This is a genomic window from Ruegeria sp. A4 (genome assembly GCF_056543025.1).
Genome location: NZ_JBQGAW010000009.1, coordinates 17,010 through 35,594, shown reverse-complemented (window position 1 = coordinate 35,594; position 18,585 = coordinate 17,010). Strand labels below are relative to the sequence as shown.

At 57.5% G+C, this 18,585-nt stretch carries 16 protein-coding genes and 1 pseudogene; 5 read left to right on the top strand and 12 right to left on the bottom strand.

The window, feature by feature from the left end; all coding sequences use genetic code 11:
- Positions 1-42 precede the first annotated feature (42 nt).
- On the bottom strand, positions 43-930 hold the full coding sequence (locus ACR0E2_RS18100) for an AEC family transporter (RefSeq protein WP_480447437.1): 888 nt from the start codon (positions 928-930) through the stop codon (positions 43-45).
- A 217-nt stretch (positions 931-1,147) separates the two neighbouring features.
- Here ACR0E2_RS18100 and ACR0E2_RS18095 point away from each other — a divergent pair, with 217 nt between their 5' ends.
- Positions 1,148-1,957: a division plane positioning ATPase MipZ gene (locus ACR0E2_RS18095; RefSeq protein ID WP_152457022.1), complete on the top strand. Its 810-nt coding sequence runs from the start codon at positions 1,148-1,150 to the stop codon at positions 1,955-1,957.
- A gap of 33 nt (positions 1,958-1,990) precedes the next feature.
- On the opposite strand, the pseudogene ACR0E2_RS18090 reads toward ACR0E2_RS18095, so the two are convergent.
- From ACR0E2_RS18090 to ACR0E2_RS18040, 11 genes and pseudogenes are all read right to left on the bottom strand, one after another.
- Positions 1,991-2,227, bottom strand: a pseudogene (locus ACR0E2_RS18090) (XdhC family protein); the annotation flags it as partial.
- Between the two features lie 117 nt (positions 2,228-2,344).
- Positions 2,345-2,797, bottom strand: a complete 453-nt coding sequence (locus ACR0E2_RS18085; RefSeq protein WP_480447436.1) for an SRPBCC family protein — start codon at positions 2,795-2,797, stop codon at positions 2,345-2,347.
- A gap of 103 nt (positions 2,798-2,900) precedes the next feature.
- A complete protein-coding gene (locus tag ACR0E2_RS18080) occupies positions 2,901-3,686 on the bottom strand; it encodes an XdhC family protein (RefSeq protein WP_480447435.1) in 786 nt (261 codons plus the stop codon).
- Positions 3,683-4,870: a vWA domain-containing protein gene (locus ACR0E2_RS18075; RefSeq protein WP_480447434.1), complete on the bottom strand. Its 1,188-nt coding sequence runs from the start codon at positions 4,868-4,870 to the stop codon at positions 3,683-3,685. The genes ACR0E2_RS18080 and ACR0E2_RS18075 overlap by 4 nt, the downstream gene beginning before the upstream one ends.
- Complete coding sequence (locus tag ACR0E2_RS18070; protein ID WP_480447433.1) at positions 4,867-5,742, bottom strand: AAA family ATPase; 876 nt, start codon at positions 5,740-5,742, stop codon at positions 4,867-4,869. Before ACR0E2_RS18070 ends, ACR0E2_RS18075 begins: the two co-directional genes overlap by 4 nt.
- Positions 5,743-5,801: 59 nt before the next feature.
- On the bottom strand, positions 5,802-8,228 hold the full coding sequence (locus ACR0E2_RS18065; protein ID WP_480447432.1) for an aerobic carbon-monoxide dehydrogenase large subunit: 2,427 nt from the start codon (positions 8,226-8,228) through the stop codon (positions 5,802-5,804).
- Positions 8,225-8,719 (bottom strand): (2Fe-2S)-binding protein, encoded by a 495-nt coding sequence (locus tag ACR0E2_RS18060; protein ID WP_171229174.1) that lies wholly within the window; start codon positions 8,717-8,719, stop codon positions 8,225-8,227. The genes ACR0E2_RS18065 and ACR0E2_RS18060 overlap by 4 nt, the downstream gene beginning before the upstream one ends.
- 11 nt (positions 8,720-8,730) lie before the next feature.
- On the bottom strand, positions 8,731-9,585 hold the full coding sequence (locus ACR0E2_RS18055) for an FAD binding domain-containing protein (RefSeq protein WP_480447431.1): 855 nt from the start codon (positions 9,583-9,585) through the stop codon (positions 8,731-8,733).
- 148 nt (positions 9,586-9,733) lie between these two features.
- Complete coding sequence (locus ACR0E2_RS18050; RefSeq protein WP_480447430.1) at positions 9,734-10,837, bottom strand: MHYT domain-containing protein; 1,104 nt, start codon at positions 10,835-10,837, stop codon at positions 9,734-9,736.
- A gap of 309 nt (positions 10,838-11,146) precedes the next feature.
- Positions 11,147-12,397 (bottom strand): adenylate/guanylate cyclase domain-containing protein, encoded by a 1,251-nt coding sequence (locus ACR0E2_RS18045; protein WP_480447429.1) that lies wholly within the window; start codon positions 12,395-12,397, stop codon positions 11,147-11,149.
- A gap of 60 nt (positions 12,398-12,457) precedes the next feature.
- Positions 12,458-12,910: a MarR family winged helix-turn-helix transcriptional regulator gene (locus ACR0E2_RS18040; RefSeq protein ID WP_171120356.1), complete on the bottom strand. Its 453-nt coding sequence runs from the start codon at positions 12,908-12,910 to the stop codon at positions 12,458-12,460.
- A gap of 57 nt (positions 12,911-12,967) precedes the next feature.
- Here ACR0E2_RS18040 and hmgA point away from each other — a divergent pair, with 57 nt between their 5' ends.
- From hmgA to ACR0E2_RS18020, 4 genes are all read left to right on the top strand, one after another.
- Positions 12,968-14,323, top strand: coding sequence for a homogentisate 1,2-dioxygenase (gene hmgA / locus ACR0E2_RS18035; RefSeq protein ID WP_170344769.1), 1,356 nt, complete (start codon positions 12,968-12,970; stop codon positions 14,321-14,323).
- A 217-nt stretch (positions 14,324-14,540) separates the two neighbouring features.
- Entirely contained in the window at positions 14,541-15,797 is a 1,257-nt protein-coding gene (gene fahA / locus ACR0E2_RS18030) for a fumarylacetoacetase (RefSeq protein ID WP_480447428.1), read from the top strand.
- Between the two features lie 87 nt (positions 15,798-15,884).
- Complete coding sequence (locus ACR0E2_RS18025; RefSeq protein WP_480447427.1) at positions 15,885-16,835, top strand: MBL fold metallo-hydrolase; 951 nt, start codon at positions 15,885-15,887, stop codon at positions 16,833-16,835.
- A 135-nt stretch (positions 16,836-16,970) separates the two neighbouring features.
- Complete coding sequence (locus ACR0E2_RS18020; RefSeq protein ID WP_480447426.1) at positions 16,971-18,581, top strand: FAD-dependent oxidoreductase; 1,611 nt, start codon at positions 16,971-16,973, stop codon at positions 18,579-18,581.
- Positions 18,582-18,585: the final 4 nt, after the last annotated feature.

The window sequence follows — 18,585 nt, the reverse complement described above, 5'->3', positions numbered from 1 at the left end:
ATCATCAGTTTAACGATTTCTGGCCCTGCGCATAGGGTTGCGTCAGATCCAGTAAGACAGCGCGACGGGCAGCACCAGCACAGTGCTGAGCGTCGAGACAAGAATGAACCCCGCCACATCCGGCCCGTATTCCGGAACATGCTGGTCGATAAACAGATAAGTCGCCACGGAAGAAGGCATCAGGCAACACAAGATCAGCGCACCCCGCTCGGTTCCCGTGAAACCAAACAACCAGATCAGAACACTGGCAATTGCAACCGCCATCGCCAGATGCAGGGTCGTCAGCAGAACCGCGCGACCCAGGCTTTTCACACGCAGCGTCGCGAGCGTATGCCCCAGGGTCAGCAGCATGAGCGGGATCGACAATCCACCCAAGATGTCAAAGGACTTTGCGACCGGTTGCGGCAGGCTTTGCCCCGTTGCCATCAGGATCAGGGCGAGGCCCACGGCGTAGATAATCGGGGACGTCGCCAATTTCCTGGGCGAGAATTCTCCGGCCGGGATCCACATGCCGACGGTAAAGATGCTGATCAGCACAACCACCACGAACGCCATGGTATAGGCCATACCTGCATCGCCCAGCGCCAGCAAAGTGATTGGCAGGCCGATGTTGCCGACATTCCCGTGCATCAACGGCGTCAGAAATGCCCTCACCGGCAAGCGAAGAACCTTGAGCACGACATACCCCAACACCCCGAAACCGGCCACCGCAAGGGCAGCGGCCGCCATCATGTCAAGAAACGTGCCCACGGCCAGTTTGGTGTTCGACAGATGAGAAATGATCAATGTCGGATAGCCTACTTTGGAAACGATCCCACCAATGACCTTGTTGTCGAAAGGCGCCTGAATCACGGCAAGAACATAGCCAATTCCAGCGCAGATCAGGACGGGCAGAACCACGTTCAAAACGTTCAGGAACAGGTGCTCCAAGCAAAAATCTCCTTGCCGAAACCGTTTGTCGACAGTGAATCAGTGCCATTGCAATGGCAAGCGCTCTGTGTAACTCGTGCGCAGCGTTAGGTTTTCCCGAATAGAGTCTGATATTGCCCGAAAGCGCCGCTTGAGGTTCTTTCCTTCGCCGCCGACACAACATATAGTGGCTGACAACAACGTGTAGTGAAGCACGGCGGGACTTGGGAATACAAGCATGGCACATATCATTGTGGTCGGGAACGAAAAGGGTGGCGCAGGCAAATCGACCGTGTCGATGCATGTGGCGACCGCGCTGGCCCGATTGGGACACAAGGTCAGCACGTTGGATCTGGACCTGCGTCAGCGCAGTCTGGGACGATACTTCGAGAACCGCAACAATTTCCTCAAAAGCTCGGACCTGACCCTGCCCAGCCCGCGCCATCACGACCTGCCCGAGATCGATGCCGCGACGTTGAAACCGGGCGAGAACATATATGACCATCGCCTGTCTGCTGCCGTATCCCAGCTGGAAAGCGACAGCGACTTTATTCTGATCGACTGCCCGGGTTCTCACACCCGTCTGAGTCAGGTGGCACATTCGCTGGCCGACACGCTGATCACCCCGTTGAACGACAGTTTCATTGACTTTGACCTTTTGGCGCGGATCGACTCGAAGGGCGAAAAAATCCTTGGCCCGTCCGTCTATTCCGAAATGGTCTGGAACGCTCGTCAACTGCGGGCACAGGCGGGGCTGAAGCCGATCGACTGGGTCGTTGTCCGCAACCGGGTCGGTACGCAGCGCATGGTCAACAAGGAAAAGATGCAGCGCGCGATCGAGATGCTTTCCCAGCGCATCGGCTTCCGCGTCGCCTCGGGCTTTTCCGAGAGGGTTATCTTCCGCGAACTATTTCCACGCGGACTGACCCTGTTGGACCTGAAGGACATCGGCGTCAAACAGCTGAACATCTCGAACATCGCCGCCCGGCAAGAACTGCGTGACATGATGAAAGAGCTGAATCTGCCGGGTGTGGAGATTGATTTCTGAGCAGCTGTCCCGGCGGCCGCTATGCGGACTTTTTTAGGCAGTAGGAATGCTTTTTGGTTCTGGACTTGCATTCAGAAACAGCTGCAAAAACGTCCCGCATGGAAGCTTGAGATCAAAGAAAGAAGAGCCTGCAACGTTTCGGATCGTTTTGGCTGTGCCGCCCGTTTCAAGCACCGAGACCACCTTTAGTCGGATGTCCCGGTCGATGCAGCCATTGGACATATAGCCGACCATCCTCCCGCTTGAAGAGACAACGGCGAGCGAACCTACTTCGCGCGCCGTTCAGCCCTTGATACTGATCGATGTGATCAGAACAAACAGCTTACCAACGTTTAGCTGGTCAACTGCATGGCCAAGGACATCAACCCGGTGTTCAGGATGTGTGGATCAAGAAACGGGTTCTTCCGACATGACGTCTGCAAAGGACTTGAAGAATTTGGCGGCGAGTTTCTTTGCTGTACTCTGGATAAGACGGCTCCCAAGTTGCGCCAGCTTGCCGCCGATCACGGCCTTGGCTTCGTAGCGCAGAATGGTCTGAGACCCATTTTCGGTCAGTGTGACGTCGGCTCCGCCTTTTGCATGTCCAGCCGGGCCACCATTGCCTTGGCCATCCAGCGAAAACGTCTCTGGCGCGCCATCGGTTTTGAGCACCACATCTCCGCTGAATTTCGCTTTCACGGGGCCAACTTTGAGTACAACTTTGGCTTCAAGTTCGGTGTCGGATTTCTTGATCAGTTCTTCGCACCCGGGAATACAACGTTTAAGTATCTCGGGGTCGTTCAAAGCTGCGTAAACCACATCCCTAGAGGCATCGATGATAATTTCGTCGGCCAGTTCCATGGCGGTTCCTTTCTTTGTTCAGCAACAGGGGTATTTAATCGTGGCAAGCACCTCAGCCTGCTCTGTAGATGGCTTGAAACCACGAGTTAAGATTTTGAAAAGTTTACGCATTTGGGTTCCTTTCTACGGAATTCCTGCGCACGGTGATCAGTTCCGCCAGGATGGAAAGCGCGATTTCTTCAGGTGTGACAGCACCAATGTCCAAACCAGCTGGGGCTGAAACCATCGCGAGTGTGACCTCGGGCACACCAGCTTCGGAGAGCTTTTTAGACAGGGCCGCGAATTTCTTCTTACTGCCCACAAAGGCGACATAGTTTGCTTCACAAGCAAGCGCGTCGCGCAAGGCGTCAAGATCACCCTGCCCTTGCGTCGCCACGACGATCGCACTCATCTTTCCAAGTGCATTCTCCTCATCCACGGCACGTGAGATTGACCAGTGAAAATGCGGTGCGATTTGTGCCAAAGCCTCTGCGACCGGCGAGTTTCCGAGTATTGTCAACTCTGGCATCGGAAGACAGGGCTCAATAAAAATGTCGATGGTGCCACGAGAGGGACAACCGTTGCGCGCATAGAATACGCCCTCCACCATTGCTCCGGCACTGACGCCGATATCGTTCAAAAAGTCTTCCGGCGCGACCGACACAAGCTTGGGTGCGCCGGTTTCGAGGGCTTCCAAGGTGGCTCGCCTCACAGCGCCACGGGTGCAGCCGCCACCAAGAAACCCGTGCAATATGGTGCCATCCGCACCAATGATTGCCTTTGCGCCGGGTTTTGCCGCGGTGGTTCCGGCAGTGCGCACGATTGTTGCAAAGGCAAAAGGTTGTTCCTTGGCGCGCAGGTATTGGGCTGTCTCTGCCAGGTCAGATGAAAACAACTCAGCGGGGGTCATAGCGATACCAACTCCTTCTCCAGCGCGGCGAGGTCCGCCAGTGTGTTGGCGGCGGAAAAGAGGTCCAAATGAGGCAAGGCTGCCGTCATGCCCGCTGCGACGGGCGCATAGTCGCGCCAGCCTTTGAGCGGGTTCAGCCAAAGAATGCGGCAGCCGCGTTTGCGCAGCTTGGTCAGCGCCGCGTCAATGTGGTCAGGGGAAGAGGTGTCATAGCCGTCCGAGAGGATCATCACGACTGAACGCCCATCGACGAAACGGCGCGCGTAGGTAGATGCAAATCGATCCAGGCTTTCCCCGATTTTGGAACCTCCGCCGAACCCATCCGCCATCAAGGACATCCGTCCGATGGCGCGCATCGTGTCCTTATCGCGTAAAGCCTCGGTTATCCGCACGAGGCGTGTGTGAAACAGGTATGCGTCGGCGGTTGGATCACCGCGCATCAGGCCGGCCAAAAAGGCCAGGAATACTTGCGCATAGACGGTCATAGAGCCGGAAACATCGCATAGCGCTACGATTTTTCGGCTACGATCAGGGCGTTTGCGCTTGATGAGTCGGATGGGTTCGCCCCCTGTCGCCAGGCTGCGCCGGATTGTTTTGCGGAAATGCAGTCGATCGCCCTTGCGGGCAGCGATGCGGCGGCGGGAGCGGCGGTCGCGCAGCGCTTGTCCGAGGCGGCGAGCAACTTCTTCGGCCTCGGCAATCTCTTCTGCCCGTACCAGATCACGTAGATCGCGCCGGGACAGGTTGCGCATTTCGGTGGCGATCAGCTTACCGTCGCCATCACTTTCGGCATCACCGTCACCTCCGTCTGGCGCTGTCGCATCGCCAGCGCCTCCAACGTCTTCTCCTTTGGCATCTCGTGACGAACGTACGCTGTCGTCGCCCTTGGGATGGGTCGACATTTTCGGCATGACCTTTGTTCGCACGCGACCGGCATCCATCCAGAAACTGTCAAACAACAAATCAAACCTCTGCGCGTCGTCCTTGCATCCCGTGCAAACGGCCTTGAGTGCGCAACGCGCCTCTTCAGGGTTGGCTGCCTCAACACAGGTCAACGCCGTCAGAGCTGCTTCGGTTTCCTGCACGCCAAGGCGCAGGCCATTCTCCCGCAAATGGGCCAGGAACCCTGCCATGCGCGCCGTGGCGCCGGGATCGCGGCCAGCAAAGCGGGTCACGCGGGTCATGCGGCCTTCCCCGCGATGCGTTGCGCCACTTCGCGGGTTATATGTGCGCGATCGCTCTGTGTTTTTAGAAGTGTCGTGAGTGTGGCTTGGAGGGCTGCCGGGTTTTCCGTGAGATCAGCAATCCCTAACCCCATGAGCGCGGCGGCAAAATCCAGTGTCTCCGCGATTCCGGGCACCTTCTCAAGCTCTTCCTTGCGCAGCGTCTGGACGAACCCGATCACCTGATCGGCCAGCAGCGCTTCTATCCCAGCACACCGGGCTTTTAGGATCGCGAGTTCCGTTGTCCGGTCGGGATAATCGACATAACTGAAAAGGCAGCGACGCCTCAGCGCGTCCGACAAGTCGCGGGTGCCATTCGAGGTCAGTATAACTGTTGGCACGGTGGTGGCTTTGATGGTGCCAAGCTCCGGAACGGTGATTTGGTAATCAGCGAGGATCTCGAGCAGGAAAGCTTCGAACTCTTCGTCTGCGCGGTCGATTTCATCGATCAATAAAACCGGAGAAACGTCTTGCGTGATCGCCGACAGCAAGGGGCGCTCCAACAAATACTCCCGCGAGAATATCCGATCCTCGACCGCCTTGCCGGCCTCGCCTGCTTCAGAGGACGCACGGATCGCCAGTAGTTGTCGTTGGTAATTCCACTCGTAGATCGCCTGAGAGGCGTCCAGACCTTCATAGCATTGCAGGCGGATCAACTGCGTGTTCTGGGCCGCAGCCAGTACTCGGGCGACTTCGGTTTTTCCTACGCCCGCCGCGCCTTCCAGCAGTAGAGGGCGGCGCAAAGACAAAGCCAAATGCAGCGAAACCGCCAGATTGTCTGAGGCGACATAGTTCTGTTCTACAAGTGCAGATTGGAGATCGGTCCAGGTCATTAGAGCCTCAAGTGGTTTATGAGGCGCGCGCAGCCATCCCTGCCGCGCGCGCCCGGAACTTAGCCGTGAAGGCCCAGTTCGTTTGCTGTCTTCCAGATCCGCCAGTGATCGTGCGGCATATGGGTGTGACGCAGGCCAAAGGCACGGAAGGCATCATTCACCGCGTTGGAGAAACAGGGAACGCCGCCCACATGGGGGCTTTCGCCGACTCCTTTGGCGCCAATTGGGTGGTGCGGGCTGGGGGTAACGGTGTGATCGGTCTCGTAATTCGGCACTTCCCATGCGGTCGGCAGGAAGAAATCCATCAATGTGCCGGTCTTGACGTTGCCCATTTCGTCATAGGCGATCTCTTGCCCCAGAGCGACAGCCAGCGCCTCGGTCAAACCACCGTGCACCTGGCCCTCGATGATCATCGGATTAATGCGGGTGCCGCAGTCATCCAGCGCATAGAAGCGGCGAATGTCGGTCACGCCGGTGTCCACATCAATGTCCATCACGCAGACGTAGGCGCCAAAGGGATAGGTCATGTTCGGAGGGTCATAGTAGCTGACCGCCTCCAGTCCCGGCTCGATGCCCGGAATGGCCTGATTGTAGGCGGCAAAGGCGATTTCCTTCATCGTCTTGAACTTTTCAGGCGCGCCCTTGACCACGAAACGATCCACGTCGAATTCGACATCATCGTCATGCACTTCCAGCAGGTAGGCCGCGATCATCTGTGCTTTGGCGCGGATCTTGCGCCCTGCCATCGCGGTCGCGGCACCGGCTACCGGCGTCGAGCGCGAGCCGTATGTTCCAAGACCGTAGGGCGCGGTATCCGTATCACCCTCTTCGATGGTAATACTATCCGCCGGCAGACCGATCTCGGTTGCGAGGATCTGTGCAAAGGTCGTGGCATGGCCCTGGCCTTGCGAGATGGTGCCAAGGCGTGCGATCGCTGAGCCGGTCGGGTGAATGCGGATTTCACAGCTGTCGAACATGCCAAGACCAAGGATATCGCAATTCTTGACGGGTCCAGCGCCGACGATTTCGGTGAAATGCGTCAGGCCGATGCCCATCAGCTTTCGGGTTTTGCCCGCCTTGAAATCCTCGATCCGTTGAGCTTGTTCTGCACGCAGCCCTTCGTAATCGACGGCCTTTAGTGCCTTGTCCCACGCAGTGTGATAGTCGCCGGAATCATACTCCCACCCAAGCGCGGACTGATAGGGAAACTGCTCTTTCTTGATGAAGTTGATCCGGCGCAGCTCGGCCGCGTCCATGTTCAACTCTATCGCCAGAACCTCGATCATACGTTCGATGAAGTAAGCGGCTTCGGTTACACGGAAGGAGCAGCGATAACTGACCCCGCCCGGCGCTTTGTTGGTGTAAACGCCGTCCACTGCCAAATACGCAGTCGGAATGTCGTAAGACCCGGTACAGATGTTCATAAACCCAGCCGGGAACTTGGTCGGGTCGGCACAGGCGTCAAAGCCGCCGTGGTCTGCGGTCGTGTGGCACCAGAGACCGGTGATTTTACCCTCTTTGGTGGCGCTGATCTTACCTTTCATCCAGTAGTCACGGGCAAAAGCGGTGGTCATCAGGTTTTCCATACGGTCCTCGACCCATTTCACCGGAACACCGGTGACAATCGAGGCCACGACCGAGCACACATAGCCGGGGTAAGCCCCAACCTTGTTGCCAAAGCCGCCACCGATGTCGGGCGAGATCACGCGGATATTGTGCTCTTCAATGCCCGAGATAAGGCTGACCACTGTGCGGATAGCGTGAGGCGCCTGGAACGTGCCGTGCAGCGTGAGCTTGCCGTTGACCTTGTCCATCGAAGCCACGCAGCCACAAGTTTCGAGCGGACATGGGTGCGTGCGATGGTAATACACCATCTCTTCAGCGACCACGTCAGCCTCCCCCATTACCTGCTCGGTCGCATCCTTCTCGCCGACTTCCCAGGTAAAGATGTGGTTAGGGTGTTTGCGGGGGCCGTGAGCCCCATCTGGAATCGCTCCACCTTCGCCCATCAGGTCTTCGCGAAGAACCACGTCGGATTCCAATGCTGCGTGGGGATCGGTCAAAACGGGGAGTTCTTCATACTCCACTTCGACCAGCTCGACTGCATCGGCTGCAACATAACGGTCCTTTGCCACCACAAATGCCACTTCCTGACCTTGGAAGAGCACCTTGCCGTCAGCCAAAACCATCTGCTTGTCGCCCGCCAGCGTCGGCATCCAATGCAGACCAAGAGGGGCGAGGTCTTCGGCCGTCAGTACGGCAATCACACCGTCCAGCGCCAATGCGGCCTCGGCATTGATCGACACGATCTTGGCGTGGGCATAGGGCGAACGTACGAAATCACCATGCAGCATGCCGGGCAGTTTGATGTCGTCGACATAATTGCCTTTGCCTTGGGTAAACCTGGCATCTTCAACGCGCTTGCGTTTGCAACCCATTCCTCCCAGTGCGTCGGCGCGTTCTTCGCGGGTCAGTTCCTTGTTCATTGTGCCGCCTCCTTCGCAGAGTTCATCTCGGCCGCGGCGGCGAGGATAGATTTGACGATGTTCTGATATCCGGTACAGCGGCAGAGGTTGCCCGCCATGCCAAAGCGCACCTCTTCTTCAGTTGGGTTCGGGTTTTCTTCCAAAAGCTTGGATGCGCGGGTGATCATACCCGGTGTGCAGAAGCCGCATTGCAGACCATGGTGTTCTTTGAAAGCTTCCTGCAGCACGTGCAGGCTGTCCGGGTTGCCAAGCCCTTCGATAGTGGTGATTTCGGCACCGTCAGCCTGTGCTACGAACACGGTACAGGACTTCACCGATTTGCCGTTCATGGTCACGGTGCAAGCGCCGCAATGCGAGGTCTCGCAACCAATGTGCGGACCGGTCTTGCGCAGTCGTTCGCGCAGGGTGTGGATCAGCAGTTCGCGCGGTTCAGCCAGGAACTCTTGCTCCTCGCCATTCACTGTAAGAGTGAAGTGTTTCTTGTTTGACATGATCTCTCTCCTCAGGCTCTGGCCCAGGCGTTTTCGATCGCGCGGCGCAAGATAATCGCCGCTGCGTGACGTTTGAATTCAATGGGACCGCGGTTGTCCTGTGTGGGGTCAATGTCGCCCAACATCGCGTCCACCGACGCTTTGATTGCCGCATGATCCACGGACGTGCCGACAAGCGCAGCGCCAGCTTTTTCAGAATGAACCGGTGTATCGCTCAGATTGGTCATCGCGATGGAAGCCGAGGTGCAAGTCCCATTTTCTTTAGTTAAAAGGACCGCAGCAGCCGCGGTAGCGTAGTCGCCGATTTTGCGCTTTTGCTTTTCATAGGCGTAACCGCCCTTTGGTGCATCGAACTCCACCGCTGTCAGGATCTCTTCATCCTCACGGTCAGTCATATAAGCCGCTTCGTAGAAATCGCGGGCCGCGACTTTGCGTTCACCATCCGGCCCGACCAAGGTAAAGGTCGCGTCCAGGCACTGCATCAAACCCGGCATGTCATTGCCCGGGTCGCCGTTGGCGACGTTGCCGCCAACCGTGCCCATGTAGCGCACTTGCGGGTCAGCGATCTGGAATGAAGCCTCTCGCATGATCGGAGCAGCTGTCGCTAATGATGCGTTGTCGATGATGTCATGTTGCGTCGTCATCGCGCCGATGCGGATGCTATCCCCCTCAATGGAGATGCCGCTCAATCCCTCCACATCCTGCAAGTCGATCAGATGTGGCACTTCGGCCATGCGGAGTTTCATCATGGGTATCAGACTGTGCCCCCCTGCGAGGACCCGTGCGTCATCTCCGTGCTCCACAAGTACGGACAGGGCGCCCGCCAAATCCCTAGGTCTATAATATTCAAAGGCAGCTGGAATCATTGCCTCTCCTCCCTGCAGCAACTGTTCTGGCTGTTAGAGAAGCTCGCGCGATGCCGGGTTGTAGACCCGAGAAAACACTTTGTTTTCGCTAATTTTGCACGAAATGCGCTTCAGGACGCACGAGTTGCGCTGCCGGAATTACCACGCGTTACCCAAAGGCGGTCAGTGCTGCTTTCAGGTTTGATCGGCTGACCGGCACCGGGGGAAGATCGGCCTCACCAAAGGTGCATTGTCCCTTGTCTTTGGTCCGTTCAAACCGCGCGACTTTTTTGGGGTTCACAATATAGCTGCGGTGCACGCGCAAGAAACCAGTTGGCTCCAACCGTTTGACCGCTTCAGTGATCGGCCAGACGCAAAAGTACTTTTCCGTTCGGGTGTAGACCTGCGTGTAGTGACCATCCGCCCTGACGAATGCAACGTCAGGCGCGGCAATAAAGACCTTGCCTCCGTCTCTTTCACAGGGGATGCGAATGGGTGGGGTCTGATCTGGTGAAGGCTCTTCTTGGGCCACGCCTGTCATCGGGATCTCTGTGGCTTGCGTAGGCACAAGATAAGTTGTGCCGACCCACAAAAATGCGCCGAAGATAACAAAGCTCGACAGGATCACCCCAACGGCCATGACTTCGTTGCTGATGACGGGCCCAAACTCTCGGATATCTTTCAAGGCTACAAAATTGGTTCCGGCCATGGCCAGGAAATGCACTGAAAAGACAGCTACGCCAAAACACAGCGTGCCGATCGCGATGGTCCTGTTGGAACGCTCATTATAGGCAATGCCGATCGCCAGAATGCACAGGACAATAGCCAATACCGACGACCCGAGCACCCCTTGAAGGGTATAAACGGGTTTGCAAAGCTGCATGCCAGCCATTCCCACATAGTGCATCGCCAAGATGCCGGCGCCTACGATTGCTCCGGCAGCAATGATGATCCCCCTGGAACGCTCAGTGAAATGCAAAAGAACAAGCGCCAAAGCGACCATAAGGATCGCAATAAGCGCAGATGCGAGCGTGATTGCGGCATCATAGTAAAACAGGATGGGCAGCCTTAGGCCAAGCATAGCCACGAAGTGCATTGACCAGATCCCACCACCCAAAGCAACGGCACCCAACGCGATGGCCAACCTGCGTTGTGAAAGCGACTTTTCGGACAAATCCCTCGTCAAAGACAATCCCGTGGCCCCAGCAACTAGCGCCACAACGAACGATGTAACCACCAACCAAGGGTTATGTCCAAAGTCCAGAAATTCCATGGGCCGGACAATGCCGCAGCGGATTTCTTAATTCAATCTTTGCCTTTACCTGGCAAAGGTTCATCCGGCGGAAACAAATTCCTGCACGGCCATTGCAAACAAGGACCAGAGTCTACCTCAGCGTTTATCGCTCATTGGGCAGGACTGCTGTAAGATGAGTCATCGACAGCTTTGGGCTCTAACCAGCTTAATGTTCATATTCACACTATAGTCGAACATCCGGTCCAAACCGCCGCTCAAACCCGGCGGGTTAAAGGCGTTCCATCAAGCCTTTCAGTTTCGGAACCGCTGGAAGGAATAGCCGCAAATTCAATCGGATTCTGATGGCCCGCCGGGACTGTATACCGTAAACAACTCTTTCGGCTCATTCACGCCGCGCAGCATGTAGCGACCGACCGAGACAAGCTCCTGCGCGCAGGGCTGTGCAGCACGGGCGACATCGTCCGAGATCAGGATCCTTTGACCCAAAGACCGGTGCATTCCCGCAATGCGGGCGGCTTGGTTGACAGCCGGGCCGATCACAGTGAAGTCCAACCGCGTTTCGGACCCGATATTGCCATAGAGAATCTCGCCCGAATGTAGGGCCAGCGTATAGTTGGCCACCGGCAGACCTTGCGCGCGGCGCCTTGCGTTCAGTTCACCCATGCGGGACTGCAACAAAGGCACAGCATCAAGCGCGGCACGGGCGTCTTCGTCGATCTCTCCGACATCGAACATTGCCATCAGGCCGTCACCCATGAATTTCAGGATGTTGCCGCCCTTGTCATGCACCACACCCACGGCGACAGCGAGATAGTCGTTCAGCATGTCGATGATCTCATGGCCAGGCAGGTCTTCGGACAGCGTGGTGAAGCCTTCGAGGTCGAAATTCCAGATCACAGCATCGATTTGCTGCAAAGACCCACGCCGAATTTCACCCGACAGAACCCGGCGACCGGCATCCCGCCCCAGATAAACCCGCATCAAATCCTTGGCCAGATCCTGGTTCTTGGCGGATTTGAGCGCCAGCCCCAGATGCGGAAGTACAGATTGTATTTTGTTCAGATCGCTGTCTTCGAATCCGTTCGGTGCGTCGCTGGTCCAGGACATCAGAACACCATCGCTGACCTTTTTCGTGCCGTCGGGGCGTAGTTGACTGGCCCCTTCATATGACAGGCCGGTGGCATAATAGTCTGTCGCTCCGATTTCACGCAGATCATTCAACAAGGGAAAGCGGCTGGGTTCATTATGGTCGACCAGTTTGACCCGGATTTCATCCAGATCATCGTTCAGCAGGGCATAGAGTGGGCTTTGCTGCCAAACTTCGCTGGGCGTTTCCGTGTATTCAAACTTCTCGGATTCACCGCCCGCGCCGTTGTACCAGCTGTAACCGGTACCTCCGTAAACCGGATGCAAGGTCGACTGCGCCGCATGAAAGCGCATCAACGGAATACCCATTTCCACCAATCGGGCACAAAACCCTTCCAACAGCTCTTCTTGCCCGGCGCCCTCTAGCCCCTTGTTGACCAGCCAATCAATCAGGGAATGTGAGAAAACTGAAGCGGAATCTGGCAAAGTCATTTTGTTGTCCGTATCAAGTATGATCCCCATTTGGGGGCAGGCAGCGTCAATTGCCATAGGTCAGTCCAAACCAGCCAACCTTTGCAGCATTTGTCGCAACAACGCGGCCTCTTCCGGTTTGAACAGGCCTGACAGTTTCGCATCGTAATTGGCAGCAACGCCGCGCAGGTCACGATACACAGCTTGACCTGCTGGTGTTAGTGTCAACCATTCCGCCCGCCGATCCGCTTCGTCCCGTGTGCGTTTCAGGTATCGACGCTGTTCCAGCTTGGCGACAGCGCGGCTGATTTTGGTTTTGTGCATTCTGGCGCGCTCACCGATTTCCTTGGCGGTCATCTCGCCAAACAAACCCAGATGGAACAATACCCGCCATTCGGTTCTGAGCATCCCATAACGGCCCTTGTAAACTGCCTGAAACTCAAGCGAAGCCCGTTCGGCCGCCTGATTCAGCAGGAAGGGCAGAAAATTTTGCAGATAAAAGTCATCATTTTTTTCGGATTCATCGTGTGTCATGCTTGTTAGTTACAAAATCAACTATTAACCGACAAGCAGCAAACGGAGGAAAACGCAATGAATCGTCCGACTGATCCGCATACGCTGACACAGGCTGCGACGCCTGTCGGAACTCATGCAGGCTATATGCCTGGCTTTGGAAATGACTTTGAAACCGAGGCCCTGCCCGAGGCCCTGCCGCAAGGCATGAACAGCCCGCAACGGTGCAACTATGGTCTTTACGGAGAGCAGCTGAGTGGCACGGCCTTTACCGCCAACCCACCCGAGCGCACCTGGTGCTATCGTATTCGCCCATCCGTAAAGCATTCACACCGTTATGAAAAAATCGATCTGCCCTACTGGAAATCGGCCCCCTGCATTGATCCGGATGTGATCAGCCTTGGCCAGTACCGCTGGGATCCCATCCCGCATTCCGACGAAGGTCTGAACTGGATGACGGGTATGCGGACCATGACGACCGCAGGTGACGTGAACACGCAGGTCGGCATGGCAAGCCACATCTATCTGGTCACGGAATCCATGGTGGATGACTATTTCTTCTCGGCTGATTCCGAATTGCTGGTTGTGCCACAGGAAGGGCGCCTGCGATTTGCGACAGAACTGGGAATCATCGACTTGGAACCTAAGGAAATCGCGATCATTCCACGCGGTTTGCTGTACCGGGTCGAGGTTCTGGAAGGCCCTGCGCGCGGCTTTGTCTGCGAGAATTACGGTCAGAAATTTGAATTGCCGGGTCGCGGGCCGATCGGGGCCAATTGCATGGCGAACCCACGCGATTTCAAGGCACCTGTGGCGGCTTACGAGGATCGTGAAACCCCTTCTACCGTGACAATCAAATGGTGCGGGCAATTCCACACCACCAGGATCGGCCACAGCCCGCTGGATGTCGTGGCATGGCACGGCAACTATGCGCCCTATAAATACGACCTGCGCAACTATTGCCCCGTCGGCGCGATCCTGTTTGACCATCCCGACCCGTCGATTTTTACCGTTCTGACGGCTCCGTCCGGCCAGCCCGGCACGGCCAATATCGACTTTGTCCTGTTCCGCGAACGCTGGATGGTGATGGAAGACACGTTCCGCCCGCCGTGGTACCACAAGAACATCATGTCCGAGCTGATGGGCAACATCTACGGCCAGTACGACGCGAAACCTCAGGGCTTTGTTCCCGGCGGCACAAGCCTGCACAACATGATGATCCCGCATGGCCCCGACAGGGAAGCCTTCGACAAGGCGTCATACTCCAACCTGGGGCCGGACAAGCTGGACCAGACAATGTCGTTCATGTTCGAAACCCGCTTCCCGCAGCACCTGACCCCGTTTGCCGCCACCGAGGCGCCGTTGCAGGATGATTACATCGACTGCTGGACATCGCTTGAGAAGAAGTTCGACGGAACGCCGGGCAAGAAATGAGCCACCCATTGGTTCAGTTTCATTGCCGTCGTCCTGCCCGCGCTGAACATGCCGGAGTTGCACCGGTTGCCGAGCCACCGTGCCTCGGCAACCAGTGTGCAGTGACGCCTCGTGCATATGACGGGCCACAACCGCGGCGGCTTCGTGCTGTTGCTACCGCCGTTCCAAAGCCAAAATCCTTCCGAACCTCTTAGAACATAGAAAACAGGGACATCGTATGCCTCTAATGACATCCTGGGTGGCGTCGGCCAATGACGCGACACATCCGTTCCCACTGAATAACCTGCCGTATGGTGTCTTCTCGACCGAAGGTGATGATCCCCGCTGTGGTGTGGCCATCGGCGACATGATCCTCGACGTCACGGCCGCCGAAGCGGAGGGGTTGATCACCCTGAGCGATGAGCCCCTTTTCGACATGCCGTTCTGGAACCCTCTGATGGAGGAAGGCCCAGCCGTCTGGGCCGCGCTGCGCGCGCGGTTGATCAGCCTGCTGGCCGAGGTTTCAGATGAACAAGCCAAGGTCGAACCGCTGCTTGTCAAACAGGCCGATGCGGAAATGCATCTGCCCTTTGCGGTCAGCGAATACACCGATTTCTACGCAGGCCGACACCATGCCTTTAATGTGGGCACCATGTTCCGGGGCCCGGAAAACGCCCTGCCGCCGAACTGGCTGCACATTCCCATTGGTTACAACGGCCGCGCATCTTCGGTCGTGGTCTCAGGCACGGATATTCGCCGCCCCTGGGGGCAGTTGAAAGCCCCCGATCAGGACTTGCCCGCCTTCCTGCCCAGCCGTCGCTTTGACATCGAGCTTGAGATGGGCGCAATTGTCGGAACACCCTCGGATGGTCCGATCACCGTGCAGGAAGCGGATGACAATATTTTCGGCTACGTGCTTCTGAATGACTGGTCCGCACGGGACATCCAGGCATGGGAATACCAGCCGCTGGGCCCGTTTCAGGCAAAGGCCACGGCAACCTCGATCAGCCCATGGATCGTGACCAAGGCGGCCCTCGAGCCATTCCGCTGTGACACGCCGCCCCGCGAATTCGAACTGCTGGATCACCTCAAGGATTGCGGCCCGATGCTCTATGACATCGATCTGGCGATCACCATGGCACCTGCCGGGCAACCCGCCACGACGATTGCCCGGACCAACTACAACCAGATGTACTATTCCGCTGCGCAGCAATTGGCGCATCACACCACATCAGGATGCCCGATGAACACGGGCGACCTGCTGGGGTCGGGCACGATCTCGGGGCCGACGAAGGACAGCCGCGGTTCGCTTCTGGAACTCAGCTGGGGCGGCAAGGAACCGATCACACTGGATACCGGCGAATCCCGCAGCTTCATCGAGGACGGCGATACCCTGACCCTTAAAGGGGCTGCCAAGGGCGATGGCTACACGATCGGTTTCGGCGACTGTGTGGGCAAGCTGCTGCCCGCGCTCGAGAACCCTTACGAAAGATGACGCACTGATCTTCATCTTTTCCCAAATACTCCCGCCGGAGGCATCCAACCTCTGCCTTCCGCGCAACCGCAAAAGGACAAAACCAAGATGGCCAAAGCATTCGCGTCCCAGGGGGACATGTCGGAAAAAAAGATCAGCTTCACTGAAGTCGGAGAAGGGCTCTATGCCTTTACCGCCGAAGGCGACCCGAACTCGGGTGTGATCATCGGTGACGACAGCGTGATGATCGTCGAGGCGCAGGCGACTCCGCGTCTGGCAAACAAGGTGATCGAATGCGTGCGTTCCGTCACCGACAAACCGATCACGCATGTGGCCCTGACCCACTACCACGCAGTACGTGTTCTGGGCGCAAGCGCGTTCGGCGCGCAGCAGATCCTGATGTCGGACATGGCCCGCGCCATGGTCGTCGAGCGGGGTCAGGAAGACTGGGACAGCGAATTCCAGCGCTTCCCGCGCCTGTTCGAAGGGCATGAAAGCATCCCCGGCCTGACCTGGCCCACCACCACCTTCAGCGATACGATGACGGTGTATCTGGGCAACCGCCGGGTCGACCTGATGCATCTGGGCCGCGCGCATACGGCAGGCGATATCGTCATCCATGTGCCGGATCAGAACGTGATGTTCACCGGCGATATCGTCGAATATCACTCGGCCTGCTATTGCGGCGACGGTCATTTCAGCGATTGGGGTGACACGCTGGACGAGATCAAGTGGTTCGACGTCGACGCCATCGCGCCGGGGCGCGGCGATGCGCTGGTTGGCAAGGACATGGTGAATGCGGCCATCGAGAACACCCGCGATTTTGTCGAAAGCACATACCGGCCGGCGGCGAAGGTCGCGGCGCGCGGCGGGTCCCTGAAAGAGGCCTGGGACGCAGTCCGCGCAGAATGCGATCCGAAATTCGCCGATTACGCAATCTACGAGCACTGCCTGCCGTTCAACGTGGCCCGCGCCTATGACGAGGCGCGCGGCATTGACACGCCCCGCATCTGGACCGCCCAGCGCGACCTCGAGATGTGGGAAGCCCTGCAAGGCTGACGAAAAACGGTCGAGTTTGATCCAGATCGTTTTTTTGCGGCGGGATTCGATGAAACCATAATCTAAGACCTCCGGCGCCCGTCGCCGGGGGACAGGACATGCAGCACATCGGTGCATCTGTTTCGGGGGGAGCCCATGAACAAGATCTTTGAAACGCCGCTTTACGGATATGAACGCAGCCCGGATCAGGACAGCCCGACGCCCGTCAGGCATAAGGTGATCGTGATCGGTGCGGGGCCGGTTGGTCTGGCCGCCGCCATCGATCTGGCCCAGCAAGGGGTCGAAGTTGTGGTTCTGGACGAGAATGACAAAGTCAGCTTCGGCAGCCGCGCCATCTGTTTTTCTCAGCGCACGCTGGAAATCGCAGACCGGCTGGGTTGCGGCCAGCGATTGGTCGACAAAGGCGTGCTGTGGGACCGGGGCAAGGTCTTTTTCGACGACCGTCAGGTCTATGATTTCAACCTTCAGCCGGACGAAGGCTATGCCAACCCGGCCTTCATCAACTTGCAGCAATACCATTTTGAAAACTTCTTTGTGGAACGCGTGCGCGAATTGCAGGCAGAAGGCGCACCGATTGAAATTCGCGGGCGCAACAAGGTTGACGCAATCGGTACGCACGAAGATCACGTTCGGCTGGAGGTCGAAACCCCCGAAGGCCCCTATACACTCGAAGCTGAATGGCTGATCGCCTGCGATGGTGCCGCGTCGCCCACCCGGCGCATGCTGGGCATCGATTTCGAAGGGCGCGTTTTCGAAGACAATTTCCTGATCGCGGACGTGATCATGGATGCCGATTTCCCCTCGGAACGCTGGTTCTGGTTTGACCCACCGTTCAATCGCGGGCAATCCGCGCTTTTGCACAAACAACCCGACAATGTCTGGCGTATTGACCTGCAACTGGGTTGGGACATCGACAAGGAACGCGAAAAGCGCCCCGAGAATGTGATCCCGCGCCTCAAGGCGATGCTGGGCGATGACGTCGAGTTTCAGCTGGAGTGGGTCTCGATCTATACGTTCCAGTGCCGCCGCATGGAGAGCTTCCGCAAAGGGCGTGTCCTGTTCGCAGGCGACAGCGCGCACCAGGTCAGCCCCTTTGGCGCGCGCGGCGCCAATTCCGGCCTGCAAGACACTGACAACCTGTGCTGGAAACTGAAATTGGTGCTGGATGGGAAAGCCCCCGAAAGCCTGCTGGACAGCTACAACGCGGAACGCGTGCACGGGGCTGATGAGAACATCCAGAAATCCAGCCGGTCCACCGATTTCATCACGCCGAAATCCGAAATGTCGCGGGTTCTGCGAGATGCGGTTCTGGACCTGAGCGAGAAGTACGAATTTGCGCGTCCGTTGGTGAATTCAGGACGCCTGAGTCAACCTTGCACCTATGACGGCTCGACCCTGATTTCTGCCGACGCGCTGGATGGCCCAGCCGAGACGCGCCCCGGCTCGGCCTGCCCGGATGCGCCGCTGGGTGATGCGTTCCTGTTGCCCAAACTGGCAGGCAAATTCACCCTTTTGACGATTGATGCGGATGCCCCGGAAGTGCTGGAAGAAGACGGGGTCGAGGTCACGCGGTTGGCGCTGTCGGTCAAGGATGACCAGACCCTGGCGCTGAAACGTCGCTATCTGGGCGACGCAACCAGCGCGGTTTATCTGATCCGTCCTGATCAGCACGTGGCGGCGCGCCGGGACAGTTATGAAGAAAACAGTTTCCGCCATGCAATCCGCAGAGCCTGTGGCAAGGAGTGAGCGC